Genomic DNA, 15,382 nt, shown 5'->3' with positions numbered 1-15,382 from the left:
CGCCCTCTCTCCCGCATCGCTGCCATGACTGCTCCCGCTCTCCATCACCTTGCGCCGCCCCTTTCGGTCCCCCTGCCGCCGAACGCGCCCGCAGCCGCTCCACGCGCCGACCCTCCGCCCGCGGCAAGCGCAAGCGTCCCGTCCGGGACCAGCCCGAAGGAGTGCGAATCATGTCCATGTGGCGGCCGTCGGCGAAGGCCAACGACCCCCCTGTCTAGGCAGGAGAGAGAGACGGGATCAAGGTCGGGGCGCGTAAAAAATCTGAAATAAAATTCTTGACTCGCCCTACCCCTCGGAAATGCGAGTACGGGCCAATTCTATCTTTTTTTTCAGATATTTATAGATGACCAGATTTCTGCGCTCGAACGAATCGCGATGAATCCGCCACTTACCGCGCTGCAACAGCAATGACTTTTGGCAGTCACAAAAAAGACCCGCCGGGTGGACCGGCGGGTCTTTGAAATCGGTGCGCGGCGAAAGCCGAATCAGGCGATCGCGTTGACGCTCTTGGTCAGGCGCGAATATTTGCGCGCGACGGTGTTCTTGTGGAGCACGCCCTTGGCGACGCCGCGCGCCATTTCGGGCTGGGCGGCGGCGAGCGCCGCGGTCGCGGCGTCCTTGTCGCCGGCGGCGACGGCGGCTTCGACCTTCTTCACCAGCGTGCGGATGCGCGACACGCGGTTCTTGTTGACGATCGTGCGCGCCGTGTTGCGGCGGATGCGCTTCTTTGCCTGCGGCGTATTGGCCATAAGTTCCTCAAAAATCCAATCGGTTCAACGGTCGGAGCACAGCCGAAAGCGGAGCAGCCGAATCGCGCGCGGGCGGCGAATCAATGTCCGGATGCGGCCGGTTCCGGATGACCGGACCCTGCTCGAAGGGTGCGCCCATAGCCACGAAGCGGGGACGGGTCAATGCTTTTCGCCCCGATCAGCGCTGGCATTGGGGGCAGTAGAAGGTCGAGCGCCCGCTCTGGACGACGCGCGCGATCGCGCCGCCGCATTGGCAAGCCTCGCCTTCGCGGCCGTAGACGCGCCAGTCCTTCGCGAAATAGCCGAGGTCGCCTTCGGGGCTGAGGAAATCGCGCAGGGTCGAGCCGCCCGCGGCGATGGCGGCCGTCAGCACATCCTTGATCGCGGGGACAAGCGCGGCGAGCTTTGCCCCGGGCACGTCAGCCGCGGGTCTCAGCGGCGAGATCCGCGCCATGTTGAGCGCCTCGCAGACATAGATGTTACCGAGCCCCGCGACGATGGTCTGGTCGAGCAGCATCGCCTTGACCGGCGCGCGGCGCCCGCCGAGCGCGCGCGCCAGCCAGGCGGCATCGAAATCGTCCGAAAGCGGTTCGGGGCCGAGCGTCACGAAGGCGGGAAAGCGCGCCAGCGGATCGCCCGCGACAAGATCGACCGAACCGAAGCGGCGCGGATCGTGGAGGAAGAGCCGGTGGCCGCCCGCGGTTTCGAGCAGCAGATGGTCGTGCTTTCCGGCTTCGCCCCCTTCGGTGCGCCAGCGTCCCGACATGCCGAGGTGGAAGATCATATGATCGTCGCGGTCGGTCGAGACGATGCCATATTTGGCGCGGCGCGACAGCGTCGTGACCGTCGCGCCGGTCAACCGCTGCGCGAGATCGGCGGGAAAGGGCCGGCGCAGGTCGGAACGGAAGGTGGTGACGGCGACGAGCCGCTGCCCTTCGAGAAAGGGCGCGAGGCCGCGGACAGTGGTTTCGACTTCGGGGAGTTCGGGCATCAGGTCTGTGGCGCTACGCGCCATTTGCGCGGGCGGCAAGGCCCGGCTAAAGGCCTGAACGCACTTCCGCACTCCCCGCAAAGGCGCGCATAAATGGCTACCCCCGACACCGTCAGCTTCGGTTACGAGCAAGTTCCGGCGACCGAGAAGACCGCGATGGTCGGCGAAGTGTTCAGCCGCGTCGCGCGCAAATATGACATCATGAACGACGCGATGTCGGGCGGGATGCACCGGCTGTGGAAGGACCGCTTCGTGCGCCGGGTGAAGCCGCGCGCGGGCGAGGCGATCCTCGATATGGCGGGGGGCACCGGCGACATCGCCTTTCGCATGGAACCGTCGGGCGCGAGCATCACCGTCGCCGACATCAACCCCGACATGCTGGGCGTGGGCATGGAGCGCGCGGCCGAGCGCGGCATTGCCAGCCTCGTCTGGTCCGAGCAGAATGCCGAAAAGCTGTCCTTTCCCGACCAGTTCTTCGACGCCTATACGATCGCCTTCGGCATCCGCAACGTCACCGACATTCCCGCGGCGCTCGCCGAAGCGCATCGCGTGCTGCGCTATGGCGGGCGCTTCTTCTGCCTCGAATTCTCGACCAACGAATGGCCGGGCTTCGCCCAGGTCTATGACGCCTATTCGCATCATCTGGTGCCCAAGCTCGGCAAGCTGATCGCGCAGGACGAGGACAGCTATCGCTATCTGATCGAATCGATCCGCCGCTTCCCGCCGATGCCCCAATTCGCGCAGATGATCCGCGATGCGGGGTTCAGCGCGGTGAAGGTCGAGCCGATCCTGGGCGGACTGGTGGCGATTCACAGCGGATGGAAGGCGTGAGCGATGCGGCCTCAATCAATCCCCTCCCCTTCAGGGGAGGGCAGCGAGGCTTGGCAGCTTGCTGCCTAGTCGCAGCGGTTGGGGGCGAGCGGCCTTGCGTCACCTCGCGGGCCCCCACCCCAACCCCTCCCCTGAAGGGGAGGGGCTTTTGATATGACCCGTCCCGTCACCCATATTGTCCGCCTGCTGCGCTGGGGCCGCATTCTCGCACGCCACGGCGCGCTGCGCGGGATCGAGACGGCTCCCCAGACTCCGCCGGGGGTCAAGCGGCTGTGCCGGATCGCGCGGCTGGGAACGATCCAGCCGAAAGTGCCCGACTATGCCGCCGCCTTCCAGGCGATCGGTCCCGCCGCGGTCAAGCTGGGGCAGACGCTCGCGACGCGCCCCGACCTCGTCGGCGAAGAAGCCGCGCGCAACCTCCTGAGCCTGCAGGACGCCCTGCCCCCCGTCGGCTTCGATCGCATCCGGCAGGAGATCGAGGCGACCTTCGAAGCGCCGCTCGAAAGCCTCTATGCCGAATTCGACCCCGAACCGGTGGGATCGGCCTCGATCGCGCAGGTTCACCGCGCGGTGACGGTCGACGGCCGCAAGGTCGCGGTGAAGGTCCGCCGCCCGGGCATCGACAAGCAGTTCGCGCGCGACATCGAAACCTATGAATGGGCGGCCGCGCATCTCGAGGCGCTGGGCGGCGAGGCGAGCCGGCTGCGTCCGCGGCAGGTGATCGCCAATTTCCGCCGCTGGACGCTGCGCGAACTCGACCTCCGGCGCGAAGCCGCATCGGCGTCCGAACTTGCCGACGCGATGACCGGCGTGCCGACCTATGACGTGCCCGCGATCGACTGGGACCGCACCGCGAGCCGCGTGATGACGCTGGGCTGGATCGACGGCATCAAGATCTCCCACCGCGACCAGCTGATCGCGGCGGGGCACGACATGAAGACGCTGGCGGCGAACCTCGTCCACGCCTTCCTGCGCCAGGCGATCGCCGAAGGTTTCTTCCACGCCGACATGCACCAGGGCAATTTGTTCGTGAAGGCCGACGGGACGATCGCCGCGGTCGATTTCGGGATCATGGGGCGGATCAACCGGCAGGCGCGCTACTGGCTCGCCGAGATCCTCTATGGGCTGACCACGGGCAATTACCGCCGCGTCGCCGAGATTCATTTCGAGGCGCAATATGTCCCCGACTATCACAGCGTCGAGGAGTTCGCGACGGCGCTGCGCGCGGTCGGCGAGCCGATGCGCGGCAAGCCGGTGAGCGAGCTCAGCGTCGGGCAGATGCTCGACGGGCTGTTCGCGATCACGCGCGATTTCGACATGCAGACCCAGCCGCACCTGCTGCTGCTCCAGAAGACGATGGTGATGGTCGAAGGGGTCGCGACGATGCTCGACCCGAAGATCAACATGTGGGACGTCTCCGGCCCCTTCGTCAGCGCATGGATCCGCGACGAGCTCGGTCCCGAGGCCGCGCTCGCCGACGGTATCCGCCAGCAGGGGAAGACGCTGGCGCTGATCCCCGACATCATCCGCCGCCTCGACGAGCAATTGCCCAGGAAAGGCGCTGCGCCCCCTGCACCGCCACTGCCCGACATTCCGCTGATGTGGGAACCGGGCGAGAAGCGCGTCTGGTGGCGCTATGCGCTGACCGTGCTGGTGGGCGCCGCGGCAGGCGCGGGGCTGCTGCACTGGCTGGGTTGAAGCGCGGCCGAAATGCGCATATCTTATGCGCAAGGAGAATGGCGATGAACCGTCCGGCGCGATTCGAAGGCCCCAAGAAGGCGACCAATGTGTCGTTGAGCGCCGAACTGGTCGAAGAGGCCAAGAAGCTCGGCATCAACGTCAGCGAAGCGTGCCAGACCGGGCTCGCCGCCGAGGTCAAGAAGGCACGCGAAACAGCTTGGCAAGAAGAGAATCGCGCCGCGATCGAAAGCTGGAACGACTACACGCGCAAGCATGGACTGCCGCTTGCCAAATACCGGCTGTTTTGATGCCGCAGTTCGACGTTTACAAAAGCCGCGACGGGAACGAATTGTTGCTCGATTGCCAGAGCGACCTGCTCGGCCATTTCGATACACGTCTCGTCGTGCCGTTGGTCCCGGCGCAAACCGCACAGAAATTGTCGCGCCTGCATCCGCTTTTCGAGATCGAAGGCGAGCCCCGCATCATGGCGACGCAATTGGCGTCGGCGGTCGACATGCGGGAATTGGGCACCCGCGTCGCGTCGCTGGCCGAGCGGCGCTATGACATATTGAACGCAGTCGACATGCTGCTGACGGGGGTTTGACGATGGCGGCGAAACGCATCCTGCTCATCATCGGCGGCGGCATCGCGGCCTACAAGAGCGTCGAACTCGTCCGGCTGCTCCGCAAGGCCGGCATGACCGTGCGCTGCGTGCTGACGCGCGCGGGGGAGCAGTTCGTGACCCCGCTGACGCTCGCGGCGCTTTCGGAGAACAAGGTCTACACCAGCCTCTTCGACCTCAAGGACGAGGTCGAGATGGGGCACATCCAGCTCTCCCGCGAGGCCGACCTGGTCGTTGTCGCGCCCGCGACCGCCGACCTGCTCGCGAAGATGGCGGGGGGCATCGCCGACGATCTGGCGACGACGCTGCTGCTCGCGACCGACAAGCCGGTGCTCGCGGCGCCCGCGATGAACGTGCGGATGTGGCTGCATGCCGCGACGCGGCGCAATGTCAGGGCGCTGCGCGGCGACGGGGTGACGGTGATGGAGCCCGACGAGGGCGAGATGGCGTGCGGCGAATATGGCCCGGGCCGTCTTCCCGAGCCCGAGGCGATCAAGCGGGCGATCGACGAGGCGCTTTCTTCTCCCCGCCTGCCGGAGGGGAACTTTAGCGGCCAGCCCGATTTCGCGCCCGCGAACCATCGCCCGCTTTACGGCCGCCGCATTCTGGTCACCGCGGGCCCGACGCACGAGCCGATCGACCCGGTGCGCTATATCGCCAACCGGTCGAGCGGAAAGCAGGGCTTCGCGATCGCCGCCGCCGCCGCCGAAGCCGGCGCCGAGGTGCTGCTGGTCGCGGGGCCGGTGCCGCTGCCCACCCCGCCCGGCGTGGTCCGCGTCGATGTCGAGACCGCGGTCGAGATGGCCACGGAGGTGCAGGCCGGGCTGCCCGTCGATGCGGCGATCATGGTCGCCGCAGTCGCCGACTGGCGCGCGGCGGACACGCAGGCACAGAAGATCAAGAAGGACGGCAGCGGCGCGGTCCCGCCGCTCGCGCTCACCGAGAATCCCGATATCCTCGCGGGGCTCGCGAAAAGCGCCGAGCGCCCGCCGCTGCTGATCGGCTTCGCCGCCGAGACCAACGACGTGATCGACCATGCGCGCGCGAAGCTCGCGCGGAAGGGCTGCGACTGGATCGTCGCCAACGATGTCTCCGCCGACCCGATGGGCGGCGAAACCAACCGCGTCCACATCGTCAGCCAGGACGGGGTGGACAGTTGGGACCGGCTGCCCAAACAGGCGGTCGCCCGCAAATTGATGGAAAAGATCGCCGATGAGCTCGACCTCCGTTCACCCCCTGATTCCGATTGAGATCCAGCTCCAGCGCCTGCCCAACGGCGGCGGCCTGCCGCTGCCCGCCTATGCATCGGACGGCGCGGCGGGGATGGACGTCGTCGCGGCCGAGACGCTGACGCTGCGCCCCGGCACGCGACACGCGGTCGCGACCGGCTTCGCGATGGCGATCCCGCCGGGGTATGAGGTGCAGGTGCGCCCGCGTTCGGGCCTTGCCCTCAAACATGGCATCACCTGCCTCAACACGCCGGGAACGATCGACAGCGACTATCGCGGCGAAGTGAAGGTGATCCTCGCCAATCTGTCGGACGATAATTTCGAGATCCGGCGCGGCGACCGCATCGCGCAGCTCGTTCCCGCACCGGTGCAGCGCGCGGCCTTCACCGAGGTCGCGGTGCTCGACGACACCGCGCGCGGCGCGGGCGGCTTCGGATCGACCGGCATCGCGAGCGCGGCGGTGGAGACCGAGGATGCCGCCCCCGAAGGCGTCGGATCGCTGGCGGCGATGAAGATGCGGCGGCCCTGAGCCTTGCTGTCGGACGCCGAGCTCGACCGCTATGCGCGCCAGATCATCCTGCCGCAGTTCGGCGGTGCGGGGCAGGCGAGGCTGAAGGCCGCGCATGTCGCGGTGATCGGCGCGGGCGGGATCGGCTGCCCGTCGATCGCCTATCTGGCGGCAGCGGGGATGGGTCGGTTGACGATCATCGACGATGACCTTGTCGAACTGTCGAACCTCCACCGCCAGCCGCTGTTCGCCGATGACGATATCGGCGCGTCGAAGGCCGAGGTCGCGGCGAAGGCGGCGCGGCGGATCAACCCGCATGTCGAGGCGGTTCCTCTGGTCGAACGATTGGACGAAACCAATGCCGAAACGCTGTTGGCGGGCGCGGACCTGATCCTCGATGGCTGCGACAATTTCGCAACCCGGCTCGCCGCGAATCGCGCCGCGGTCGCGCTCGAAATCCCGCTGCTCTCGGCCGCGATCGGGGCGTTCGAGGGGCAGGTCGCGCTTTACGAGGGATGGCGCGCGGGCAGCCCCTGCTACGCCTGCCTGGTCGGCGACGACCCGAACCGCGAAGGGATCAACTGCGCCGAGACCGGTGTGATGGGGGCGCTCCCGGGGATGATCGGCACCACGGCCGCGCTGGAGGCGGTGCGCGCGCTCAGCGGCTGGGGGCGGTCGCTCGTCGGCCGGCTCGCGATCATCGACATGCTCGAGCGGCGCTGGCGCGAAATCGGCGTGCCCGCGGACCCGGAGTGCCCGATATGCCGGGGCTGAGCCTGATCGTCGCGAGCGCGGACGGGTCGCGTCTTTACGCGGCGCTCGAAACCGCGATGGCCTCGGCGGCGCTCGGGCAGCCGGCGCGGCTCTTCCTTCAGGGCGAGGCGGTCGCCTTGCTGCGCGCGCCGGTCGGCTTCGCCGGCGACGCTGCGCGCGTCGCGGCGGGGCAGCCCGACCTCGCCCAGATGATCGCCGAAGCGGCGGCGATGGACGTCGCGATCATCGCCTGCCAGTCGGGCATGGCGCTCGCCGGCATGACCGCCGAAGAGACGGGACCGCAGGTGCGCGCCGGGGGGTTGGTCGGCTTTCTGGCGGAAGTCGGGGAAAGTGATCGGCTGATCGTCTATTAGGGATTCTTGCAGACGCTGATCGCAGCGGGATCGGGGCGTTTGCCGCTCGGCACGAAGCGCGCGAGATAGCCGCCCGCGGTCTGCTTGTCGTCATAGGACAGCAATTTATAGCCCACCGCCTGGAACTCGCAGACGAGCAGGCGGAAGGGCGTGCCGTGCTGCGCGATCGGGCGGTCGCCGTCGACGACGATCACCTGCCCGCCTTGGCGCAGCGCGGGGCGCAGCCGCCAGAGGAAAGCGTAGGGCTCGCCGATCTCGTGATACATATGGACCATGAAGACGCGGTCGAAGCTGTTCTCCGGCAGCCGCGGATCGTCGACCGCACCGAGTTTCAGCGAGACATTGTCGAGCCGTTCGCGCGCGACGCGATCGGCGAGCCGCTCGATCACCTCGGGCAATATGTCCTGCGCGAGCACACGCCCCCCCGCCCCGACGCGGCCCGCGAGGCGGACGGTGTAATAGCCGTCGCCCGCGCCGATGTCGGCGACGGTCATGCCGGGGCGGACATCGGCCGAGTCCATGACGTCGTCGGCCTCGTTGACGCGGTCGCGCGCCTCTTCGGTCGACCATTTGGTCGAGGTGATCGGGGCGACGGGGCGGTCGGCGGGCGGGAAGTCGCGCGCGGTCTCGACGCGGTCGTCATTATCCTTCCACGGAGCATCGCAACCGCCGAGCAGCGGAAGCAGCGCCAGTGCGGCGAACAGGGCCGCGCGGCGCCTCATCAGTCGATATCCTCCACCTCGACCTTTTCGCCGGTCACTTTCTGCGACAGCGCCGCCGCCATGAAGGGATCGAGCGCGCCGTCGAGGACGTCGCCGGGCGCGGTCGAGGTGACCCCGGTGCGCAGATCCTTCACCAGCTGATAGGGCTGGAGGACATAGGAACGGATCTGATGGCCCCAGCCAATCTCGGTCTTCGCCTGATATTCGCCCGAGGCTTCGGCCTCGCGCTTCTGGAGCTCGGCCTCGTACATCCGCGCCTTCAGCATCCCCATCGCGGTCGCGCGGTTCTTGTGCTGCGAACGGTCGTTCTGGCTGGCGACGACGATGCCGGTCGGGATGTGCGTGATGCGCACCGCCGAATCGGTGGTGTTGACGTGCTGGCCGCCGGCACCCGACGCGCGATAGGTATCGATCTTGAGGTCGCCCTCGTTGATGTCGATCTGGATATCGTCGTCGATCACCGGATAGACCCAGACCGACGAGAAGCTGGTGTGGCGGCGCGCCGAGCTGTCGTAGGGCGAGATGCGGACGAGGCGATGGACGCCGCTTTCGGTCTTGGCATAGCCATAGGCGCTTTCGCCCTTCACCAGCATCGTCGCCGACTTGATGCCCGCCTGCTCGCCCGCCTGATATTCGACGAGTTCGACCTTCATCCCGCGCTTTTCGGCCCAGCGCATATACATGCGCTGCAGCATCTCGGCCCAGTCCTGGCTTTCGGTGCCGCCCGCGCCGGCGTGGATTTCGATATAGGCGTCGTTGGCGTCGGCCTCGCCCGCAAGCAGCGCCTTGACCTTGTCCTCTTCGGCGCGCTGCGCGAGCGCCGCGAGGCTGGCGACGGCATCGTCGACCAGCGCCTCATCGCCCTCCATCTCGGCGAGCTCGATCAGCTCGACCGTGTCGTCGCGTTCCGTCTCGATCGCGCGCGTCGCGGTGATCGCCTCGTCGAGGCGGCGGCGTTCGCGCATGACCTCCTGCGCCGCCTTGGGGCTGTCCCACAGCGTCGGGTCCTCGACCTTCGCGTTGAGCTCGTCGAGCCGGCGCACCGCGCGGTCCCAGTCGAGGAAACGGCGCAGCAGCGCCAGCGCGGCGTTGATCGTGTCGATATGATCCTGCGCTTCGGCGCGCATGTCCTTGCTCCTGAATTCGGTGGGCACCGGCCATAGAGGCTCGGGCGCCCGTGGCAAGCCGTCAGATGATGCCGCCGCGATCGTCGAGGAAGTCGCTGTCGCTGCGGCGCCCGCCGCTCTGTTCGACCGGCGCGTCCTGCCGCGGGGCGGGTTTCGACGGCTTGATCTCTTCCTCGCGGATCGTCCGGCGGGGTTCGCTTTCGGGCTTGAACGCTTCCCAGATGATCGCCGCCTTGGGGTCGCTGCCCGGCCAGCTGCCATAGACGCGGCGGCCCGACTGGCGGTCAATGCGGACCATGCGGATGCCCTTCGGCGCGGTGAAGGGCACCGGCTGGCGATCGGCGAGCGCATCGAGGAAAAATTGCTTGAACACCGGCGCCGCGAGGCTGCCGCCCTGCGCATAGCCGCCCATGTTGCGCGGCTGGTCGAAGCCGAGATAGAGGCCCGCGACGACGTCGGGGGTGCCGCCCATGAACCAGACGTCCTTCGGCCCCGTCGTCGTCCCGGTCTTGCCGAACAGCGGCACGCCGAGGTCGCGCAGCCGCTGCGCGGTGCCGCGCTGGACGACGCCTTCGAGCATGTGGACGACCTGATAGGCGGTCATCGGGTCCATCAGCTGCTTGCCCGAGGGCGCGAAGCGCGGCATCGGCCGGCCGTCCCAGTCCTTCTGGTTGCAACCCTCGCACGGGCGCCAGTCGCGCGGGAAGATGACCTTGCCGCGGCGGTCCTGGACATAGTCGATCAGACGCGGCTTCAGCGCGCGGCCGTGATTGGCAAGCATCGCATAAGCGTTGACCAGCTTTTCGACCGTCGTCGTGCCGGCGCCGAGCGCGGTCGACAGATAGGGTTCGTGAGTGCCGATCCCCATCGTCTTGATCGTCTCGACGATCGGTTCCATCCCGACCTGGCTCGCGGTGCGGACGGTCATCAGGTTGCGCGACTGTTCGAGGCCCCAGCGCATCGTGTGCTGGCCCGACCCGCCCGCGCCGCCATAGTTGCGGAAGCATTTGTTGCCGAGGTTCGCGCCCTGATAGACGCAGAAGGGTCCGTCGACGATCATCGTCGCGGGGGTCATGCCGTTGTCGAGCGCGGTCGCATAGACGAAGGGCTTGATCGTCGATCCCGGCTGGCGTTCGGCCTGGGTCGCGCGGTTGAACGATGAGAGGCGGACGTCGAAGCCGCCCTGCATCGCATAGACGCGCCCCGAATGCGGGCTTTCGACGACCATGCCGCCCGATACTTCGGGAATGTTGCGCAGCGCATACACGCCGGGCGAGGTCGCCTTGACCGCGATCAGGTCGCCGGGCTTCATCGCGACGAAGGCGCTCGTCCCGCGCTTGCGATAGCCCATCTGCGCGGCGCTCGCGGGCAGCCGCCCGGTCGTTCCGTCCGAAAAGCCGATGCGCGCCTCGCCGCCCGTCTTGGAAAGCACCGCGGCGACGCGCCAATTGTCGTAGCTGATGCCGATGAAGCTCGAGGCGAGCCGGCTCTGCCATTTGTCGTCGGGCTCGATCGTCGCGATCGGTCCCGACCAGCCCTTGCCCGCATCGTAGCGAATCAGCCCGGCACGCAGCGCCTTCGCCGTCGCCTGCTGCATCTTGTCGTCATAGGCGGTGCGCACCCACAGGCCGCCGGCATAGACGCTGTGCGGCCCGTCCTCGGCGGTTTCGCCGAACTGGTCGATCAGCTGGCGCCGCACCTCTTCCATATAATAGCCGCCGACCTGCGCGACCGCACGGTTGCCGGTCTCGGTCAGGCCGAGCGGCATCGCCTGCGCGGCGTCGCGCTGCGCGGTGGTGATCCAGCCGTTGCGCGCCATTTCGCCGAGCACGAAGTTGCGCCGCGCCAGCGCCTTTTCGGCGTTGCGCGCGCGGCCATAGGTTTCGGGCGCCTTGGGCAGGATCGCCAGGAAAGCCATTTCGTGCAGCGCGAGCTGGTCGACGTCCTTGTCGAAATAGGCGCGGCTCGCCGCCTGGACGCCGAAGCTGCGCCGCCCGAGCGGAATTTCGTTCAAATAGAGTTCGAGGATCTGCTCCTTGGTCAGCGCCGCCTCGATGCGCTTGGCGAGGATCGCCTCGCGAATCTTGCGGGTGTAGCTGACCTCATTGGTCAGGAGCAGATTCTTCGCCACCTGCTGGGTGATCGTCGAGGCGCCGATCGGGCGGCCGTCGTTCTTGAGATTGGTCAGGATCGCGGTCGCGATGCCCGGATAGTCGATCCCGCCATGCTCGAAGAAGGTGCGATCCTCGGCAGCGAGAAAGGCGCGGACGAGCAGCTGGGGATATTCGCTATATTCGAGCTGGACGCGGCGCTCGCGCGCATAGCTGTGCACCGGCTTGCCCTCGCCGTCGCGCACCATCGTCGGCAGCGGCGGCTCATAGTCGCGAAGCTGGTCGACCGAGGGCAGGTTGCGCGCGAAAATGACCCAGATCAGGATGATCGCGAGCAGCCCCGCGAGCGCCAGCCAGCCGAGCCAGCGGAACCAGCGGCGCGTCCACATGTCGCGCAGCCAGGCCATCGCGGCGTTGCTGTCGCGGCGCAGACGGTAGCGGAAATGGGAAGAGGTGTCGGCGACCATAGGGTTCCGCCTCTAAAGCCTGCATGGCCGAAAGGGAAGCATGGTTGCGGCAGAGCGGGTTTACCCCCCTCCCGCTTGCGGGAGGGGTCGGGGGTGGGCAGCGACGGTGCGGTGTGCCTACCCCGCTGCGGCTAGGGTCACTGCCCCTCCCGCGAGCGGGAGGGGAATGTCGCGAGATCCAGCAACGCCCCTTTGAGCATCGCCGCGACGTCGGCGAGCGCGGCGTCGGGGGCAATGCGCGTTTCCTCGTAGAGCATCTCGTCGGCGGCGAAGCCGATCTCGACCGCGAGGCGCAGCCGGCGCCACAGCCGGTCGGGCGCGACGCCGGGCAGAAAGGGCGCGCAGGCATCGGTGAGACGATCGGTGACGCTGCGGTGCGATTCGAGGCGGACATGCGCGAGCGCCGGGGTCGCGTGAAGAGCGCGCAATATCCACACCGCGCCGGGCTCGGCGCGGGTCACCGCGGCGGTGTCGGCGAGCAGCGCGCCGATATGCCCCGCCATCGCCGCGATCCCGCCCGCCGCATGGCGCAGCACCCAGGCGTCGAGCACCGCGTTCTGGCGCGCCATCAGCCGCCGCCCGAGCGCTTCGAGCACCGCATATTTGTCCGCGAAATAGCGATAGAGCGCGGGCGGGCTGACCCCCGCGCGCGCCGCGATGAGGTTCGTCGAAATGCGCTCGATCCCGACCTCGGCGAGCAATTCGCCCGCGACGTCGAGCAGCCGCTCGCGCGTCGCCGCGGCGCGCGCCTGCTTCGGCGGCGGCTTCACCGCGCGCGGCCACGCGCGCTTACCGGCCAGATCTCGACCAGCGTATCGCCCGCGACGACATGATAATGGTCGTAGAGATTGACCGTCGGGTCGCAGTGCGGAACGGTGAGCGTCACCGGGTCGCCCGGCGCCAGCAGGGTGCCGATATCGGGCGCAATCAGCGCCGCATGCTCGTCGCCCATGAAGGCGAATAAGGCGGCTTCGGGCGCGCCGCGCCGCACGACCGCGACGCCGCCGTCGGTCGACAGCGACTTGAAGCCCGCGTCGATGGTGACCAGCCCCGAATGATTCGCGCTCACCACGCGCGCATCGACGCCAAGCGCGGTCTCGAACGGCCGGGTGCCGTCGCCGATGAGGTCGCAGTCGTTGTACTGCTTGTCCATGAAGACATAGGAGCCCGCCTGCAGTTCGGTGAAGACGCCGAGGTCGAGGTCGATGCGGTGGGTGCCGGTGCCCGATCCGGTGACGATGCCGGGCGCGAAGCCCGCGTCGGTCAGCGCGGCGATCACCGATGCCAGATAATCGGTGCGCTCGACGATCGCGGCGCGGCGTTCGGCATAATCCTCTATATGCTGCTGCGAGCCGCAATAGAACTGGACGCCGCGGTAGCGGAGCGCCGGCAGCCCGGCGATTGTCCGCGCGAGTTCGACCGCCTTTTCCGCCGAGGCGACGCCGGTGCGCGCGATGCCGGGGTCGATGTCGATGACGACGTCGAGCGCAGCGCCGGTCTTGGCGAGCGCGGCGGCGATGCGTTCGGCGATCGCCGGATGATCGACCACCGCCATCAGCCCCCCGCCGCGCGCCGCGAGCGCGACGAGGCGTTCGATCGCGCGTGGCGCGGCGACCGGCGAGGTGATCAGGATGCCCGATACGCCGCCCGCCGCCAGTACCTCGGCCTCGCCGATCTTCGCGCAGCAGACGCCGAGCGCGCCCGCGGCGAGCTGGCGCTTCGCGATGTCGACGCTCTTGTGCGTCTTGGCGTGGGGGCGGAGGCCGATCCCCCTCGCCGCGGCGAGCGCCGCCATCGCGGCGATATTGCGGTCGAGCGCCTCGACGTCGAGGACGAGCACCGGCGTGTTGAGGTCGGCGCGCGAGCCCTGGCGGCCGATCAGGTGCGCGTGCAGGGTCAAATCGTCGGTCATGAAAACAGCGCCTCCAGATGGGGATTGAGGAATTTGCCCGCCGGGTCGGCGGCGCGGCGCACCGCGCGGTAGCGCTCGGCCATAGGATAGAGCGCATCGACGTCGGCGCGGGTCAGCCTGTGGCGCTTCGCCCAGTGTGGCCGCCCGCCGTGGGCGCGAAAGATCGCTTCGGCGTCCGCGAAATGGCCGGCCCACGGCATCTTCGCATATTGGTGCATCGAGATGGCGGCGACCGGCCCCGCGTTCATCGGGCTCATCCAGATATCGTCCGCCGCGACGGTGCGATATTCAAAGGGAAAGGTGACCGGAAGCCGCTTCCTGCGGATCCGGCCGACGACCTCGTCGAGCGCGGCCAGTCCGGCGGCGCGCGGCAGCTCATATTCCATTTCCTCGAAGCGGATCGTGCGGTCCGAGGGGAAGATCGCATGCGCGGGGCCGCGGCGCCCGCCGTCGAAGCGCGTCCGCATCATCGCGCGCTGGAGGAAGGGGGTCAGAATGGGAAGCCTGGCGGCGATATCGAGGACGCGGCGGAACGCGGTTTCCTCCATGTCGGTGGTCGATGTCGGGGTATCGCAGGGATCGCAGGGCGTCAGCGTCTTCAGGATCACCGTGTCGGCGTGGGGGAAGAACCAGAACTCGACGTGGCGGTGCTGCGCCGCGAGCTCGTCGTAGCTTTCGCGCACTTCGGCCCAGCGCCGTTTCTCGATCCGTTCTGCGAGGTGGAAGGCGGGCACCACCGCGGCCTCGATCTCGGTCGCGATGCCGAACAGGCCGAGCGACAGGCGCTGCGCCTGGTACAGGTCGGGGTTGGTCGCGGCGTCGCACCAGCGCGCCTCGCCATCGGCCCCGACGAGCCGGAAACCGCGCGCGAAGGTCGCAAGGCTGCCGAGATCGGCGCCGGTCCCGTGGGTGCCCGTCGCCATCGCCCCGGCGAGCGATTGCGGATCGACGTCGCCCTGGTTGGCGAGCGCCAGCCCCTCGGCCCAGAGCGCCGCGGTGAGCCGCCTGATCGACCAGCCCGCGGGGATGCGCGCGGTCCGGCGGTCGGCGGCGATCACCATCTCGCCCGCCATCGCGTCGAGCGCGACGATCAGCTCGTCCGTTTCGCACAGCGGCATGAAGCTGTGACCCGCGCCGACGGCCCGGACCTTGTGCGCGGCGCGGACCAGCGCGGCCAGCTCGCCGTCGTCGCGCGGCCGCACGACCGCGGCGGCGGCGGTCACGCTTCCCGACCAGTTGCTCCAGCCCATGCTCTTCCCTCCGCTGCCGGAGGCCGGACGTTGCGAGGGAGAAGAAAGTTAGTCAA

At 68.3% G+C, this 15,382-nt stretch carries 15 protein-coding genes and 1 pseudogene; 8 read left to right on the top strand and 8 right to left on the bottom strand.

Annotated features, from left to right (window positions below):
- Positions 1–485: 485 nt before the first annotated feature.
- Together rpsT and mutM are read right to left on the bottom strand one after the other, a co-directional pair.
- The gene (gene rpsT, locus ACOTSS_RS19055) at positions 486–749 is read right to left on the bottom strand and encodes a 30S ribosomal protein S20 (protein ID WP_448689522.1); all 264 of its coding nucleotides are present in this window, start codon (positions 747–749) and stop codon (positions 486–488) included.
- Between the two features lie 178 nt (positions 750–927).
- Positions 928–1,740 carry a bifunctional DNA-formamidopyrimidine glycosylase/DNA-(apurinic or apyrimidinic site) lyase gene (gene mutM / locus ACOTSS_RS19050; protein WP_448689521.1) on the bottom strand — a complete coding sequence of 271 codons (813 nt, stop codon included), beginning with the start codon at positions 1,738–1,740 and terminating at the stop codon, positions 928–930.
- A 93-nt stretch (positions 1,741–1,833) separates the two neighbouring features.
- Between mutM and ACOTSS_RS19045 the strand changes: the two genes are divergently transcribed.
- The 8 genes and pseudogenes from ACOTSS_RS19045 (at position 1,834) to ACOTSS_RS19010 (ending at position 7,737) form a co-directional block, all read left to right on the top strand.
- Complete coding sequence (locus ACOTSS_RS19045; RefSeq protein WP_448689520.1) at positions 1,834–2,571, top strand: class I SAM-dependent methyltransferase; 738 nt, start codon at positions 1,834–1,836, stop codon at positions 2,569–2,571.
- Between the two features lie 153 nt (positions 2,572–2,724).
- On the top strand, positions 2,725–4,269 hold the full coding sequence (gene ubiB, locus ACOTSS_RS19040) for a 2-polyprenylphenol 6-hydroxylase (RefSeq protein WP_448689519.1): 1,545 nt from the start codon (positions 2,725–2,727) through the stop codon (positions 4,267–4,269).
- 44 nt (positions 4,270–4,313) lie between these two features.
- A complete protein-coding gene (locus tag ACOTSS_RS19035) occupies positions 4,314–4,559 on the top strand; it encodes a type II toxin-antitoxin system CcdA family antitoxin (RefSeq protein ID WP_448689518.1) in 246 nt (81 codons plus the stop codon).
- Entirely contained in the window at positions 4,559–4,855 is a 297-nt protein-coding gene (locus tag ACOTSS_RS19030) for a CcdB family protein (RefSeq protein WP_448689517.1), read from the top strand. Before ACOTSS_RS19035 ends, ACOTSS_RS19030 begins: the two co-directional genes overlap by 1 nt.
- Before the next feature lie 2 nt (positions 4,856–4,857).
- Positions 4,858–6,123, top strand: a complete 1,266-nt coding sequence (gene coaBC / locus ACOTSS_RS19025; RefSeq protein ID WP_448689516.1) for a bifunctional phosphopantothenoylcysteine decarboxylase/phosphopantothenate--cysteine ligase CoaBC — start codon at positions 4,858–4,860, stop codon at positions 6,121–6,123.
- Positions 6,086–6,547 (top strand): annotated as a pseudogene (gene dut / locus ACOTSS_RS19020) (dUTP diphosphatase); the annotation flags it as partial. The gene coaBC and the pseudogene dut, both read left to right, overlap by 38 nt.
- A gap of 87 nt (positions 6,548–6,634) precedes the next feature.
- Positions 6,635–7,384 carry a HesA/MoeB/ThiF family protein gene (locus ACOTSS_RS19015; RefSeq protein ID WP_448689515.1) on the top strand — a complete coding sequence of 250 codons (750 nt, stop codon included), beginning with the start codon at positions 6,635–6,637 and terminating at the stop codon, positions 7,382–7,384.
- Positions 7,372–7,737: a DsrE family protein gene (locus tag ACOTSS_RS19010; RefSeq protein WP_448689514.1), complete on the top strand. Its 366-nt coding sequence runs from the start codon at positions 7,372–7,374 to the stop codon at positions 7,735–7,737. Before ACOTSS_RS19015 ends, ACOTSS_RS19010 begins: the two co-directional genes overlap by 13 nt.
- Here the strand turns inward: ACOTSS_RS19010 and ACOTSS_RS19005 are convergent.
- From ACOTSS_RS19005 to ACOTSS_RS18980, 6 genes are all read right to left on the bottom strand, one after another.
- A complete protein-coding gene (locus tag ACOTSS_RS19005; protein ID WP_448689513.1) occupies positions 7,734–8,459 on the bottom strand; it encodes a class I SAM-dependent methyltransferase in 726 nt (241 codons plus the stop codon). The two genes, ACOTSS_RS19010 and ACOTSS_RS19005, sit on opposite strands and share 4 nt — an antisense overlap.
- The gene (gene prfB / locus ACOTSS_RS19000) at positions 8,459–9,586 is read right to left on the bottom strand and encodes a peptide chain release factor 2 (protein WP_448689512.1); all 1,128 of its coding nucleotides are present in this window, start codon (positions 9,584–9,586) and stop codon (positions 8,459–8,461) included. Before prfB ends, ACOTSS_RS19005 begins: the two co-directional genes overlap by 1 nt.
- A gap of 61 nt (positions 9,587–9,647) precedes the next feature.
- Positions 9,648–12,164 carry a penicillin-binding protein 1A gene (locus tag ACOTSS_RS18995; protein ID WP_448689511.1) on the bottom strand — a complete coding sequence of 839 codons (2,517 nt, stop codon included), beginning with the start codon at positions 12,162–12,164 and terminating at the stop codon, positions 9,648–9,650.
- A 137-nt stretch (positions 12,165–12,301) separates the two neighbouring features.
- Positions 12,302–12,934 (bottom strand): TetR/AcrR family transcriptional regulator, encoded by a 633-nt coding sequence (locus ACOTSS_RS18990; protein ID WP_448689510.1) that lies wholly within the window; start codon positions 12,932–12,934, stop codon positions 12,302–12,304.
- On the bottom strand, positions 12,931–14,076 hold the full coding sequence (locus ACOTSS_RS18985; RefSeq protein ID WP_448689509.1) for a DSD1 family PLP-dependent enzyme: 1,146 nt from the start codon (positions 14,074–14,076) through the stop codon (positions 12,931–12,933). Before ACOTSS_RS18985 ends, ACOTSS_RS18990 begins: the two co-directional genes overlap by 4 nt.
- Positions 14,073–15,326, bottom strand: coding sequence for a D-arabinono-1,4-lactone oxidase (locus ACOTSS_RS18980; RefSeq protein ID WP_448689508.1), 1,254 nt, complete (start codon positions 15,324–15,326; stop codon positions 14,073–14,075). Before ACOTSS_RS18980 ends, ACOTSS_RS18985 begins: the two co-directional genes overlap by 4 nt.
- Between the last annotated feature and the right edge of the window lie 56 nt (positions 15,327–15,382).

It is taken from the genome of Sphingopyxis sp. NJF-3 (assembly GCF_053514865.1).
Note: the sequence above shows the minus strand (reverse complement) of the source record. Positions and strands in the feature narration are given on the sequence as shown.

Excerpts from the sequence above, each read along its gene's own strand:
- ubiB (WP_448689519.1), top strand. The coding sequence starts at position 2,725 with ATGACCCGTCCCGTCACCCATATTGTCCGCCTGCTGCGCTGGGGCCGC.
- ACOTSS_RS19005 (WP_448689513.1), bottom strand. The coding sequence starts at position 8,459 with ATGAGGCGCCGCGCGGCCCTGTTCGCCGCACTGGCGCTGCTTCCGCTG.
- prfB (WP_448689512.1), bottom strand. The coding sequence starts at position 9,586 with ATGCGCGCCGAAGCGCAGGATCATATCGACACGATCAACGCCGCGCTG.
- mutM (WP_448689521.1), bottom strand. The coding sequence starts at position 1,740 with ATGCCCGAACTCCCCGAAGTCGAAACCACTGTCCGCGGCCTCGCGCCC.
- coaBC (WP_448689516.1), top strand. The coding sequence starts at position 4,858 with ATGGCGGCGAAACGCATCCTGCTCATCATCGGCGGCGGCATCGCGGCC.
- ACOTSS_RS19010 (WP_448689514.1), top strand. The coding sequence starts at position 7,372 with ATGCCGGGGCTGAGCCTGATCGTCGCGAGCGCGGACGGGTCGCGTCTT.
- ACOTSS_RS19030 (WP_448689517.1), top strand. The coding sequence starts at position 4,559 with ATGCCGCAGTTCGACGTTTACAAAAGCCGCGACGGGAACGAATTGTTG.
- ACOTSS_RS18985 (WP_448689509.1), bottom strand. The coding sequence starts at position 14,076 with ATGACCGACGATTTGACCCTGCACGCGCACCTGATCGGCCGCCAGGGC.
- rpsT (WP_448689522.1), bottom strand. The coding sequence starts at position 749 with ATGGCCAATACGCCGCAGGCAAAGAAGCGCATCCGCCGCAACACGGCG.
- ACOTSS_RS18980 (WP_448689508.1), bottom strand. The coding sequence starts at position 15,326 with ATGGGCTGGAGCAACTGGTCGGGAAGCGTGACCGCCGCCGCCGCGGTC.
- ACOTSS_RS19045 (WP_448689520.1), top strand. The coding sequence starts at position 1,834 with ATGGCTACCCCCGACACCGTCAGCTTCGGTTACGAGCAAGTTCCGGCG.
- ACOTSS_RS19035 (WP_448689518.1), top strand. The coding sequence starts at position 4,314 with ATGAACCGTCCGGCGCGATTCGAAGGCCCCAAGAAGGCGACCAATGTG.
- ACOTSS_RS18995 (WP_448689511.1), bottom strand. The coding sequence starts at position 12,164 with ATGGTCGCCGACACCTCTTCCCATTTCCGCTACCGTCTGCGCCGCGAC.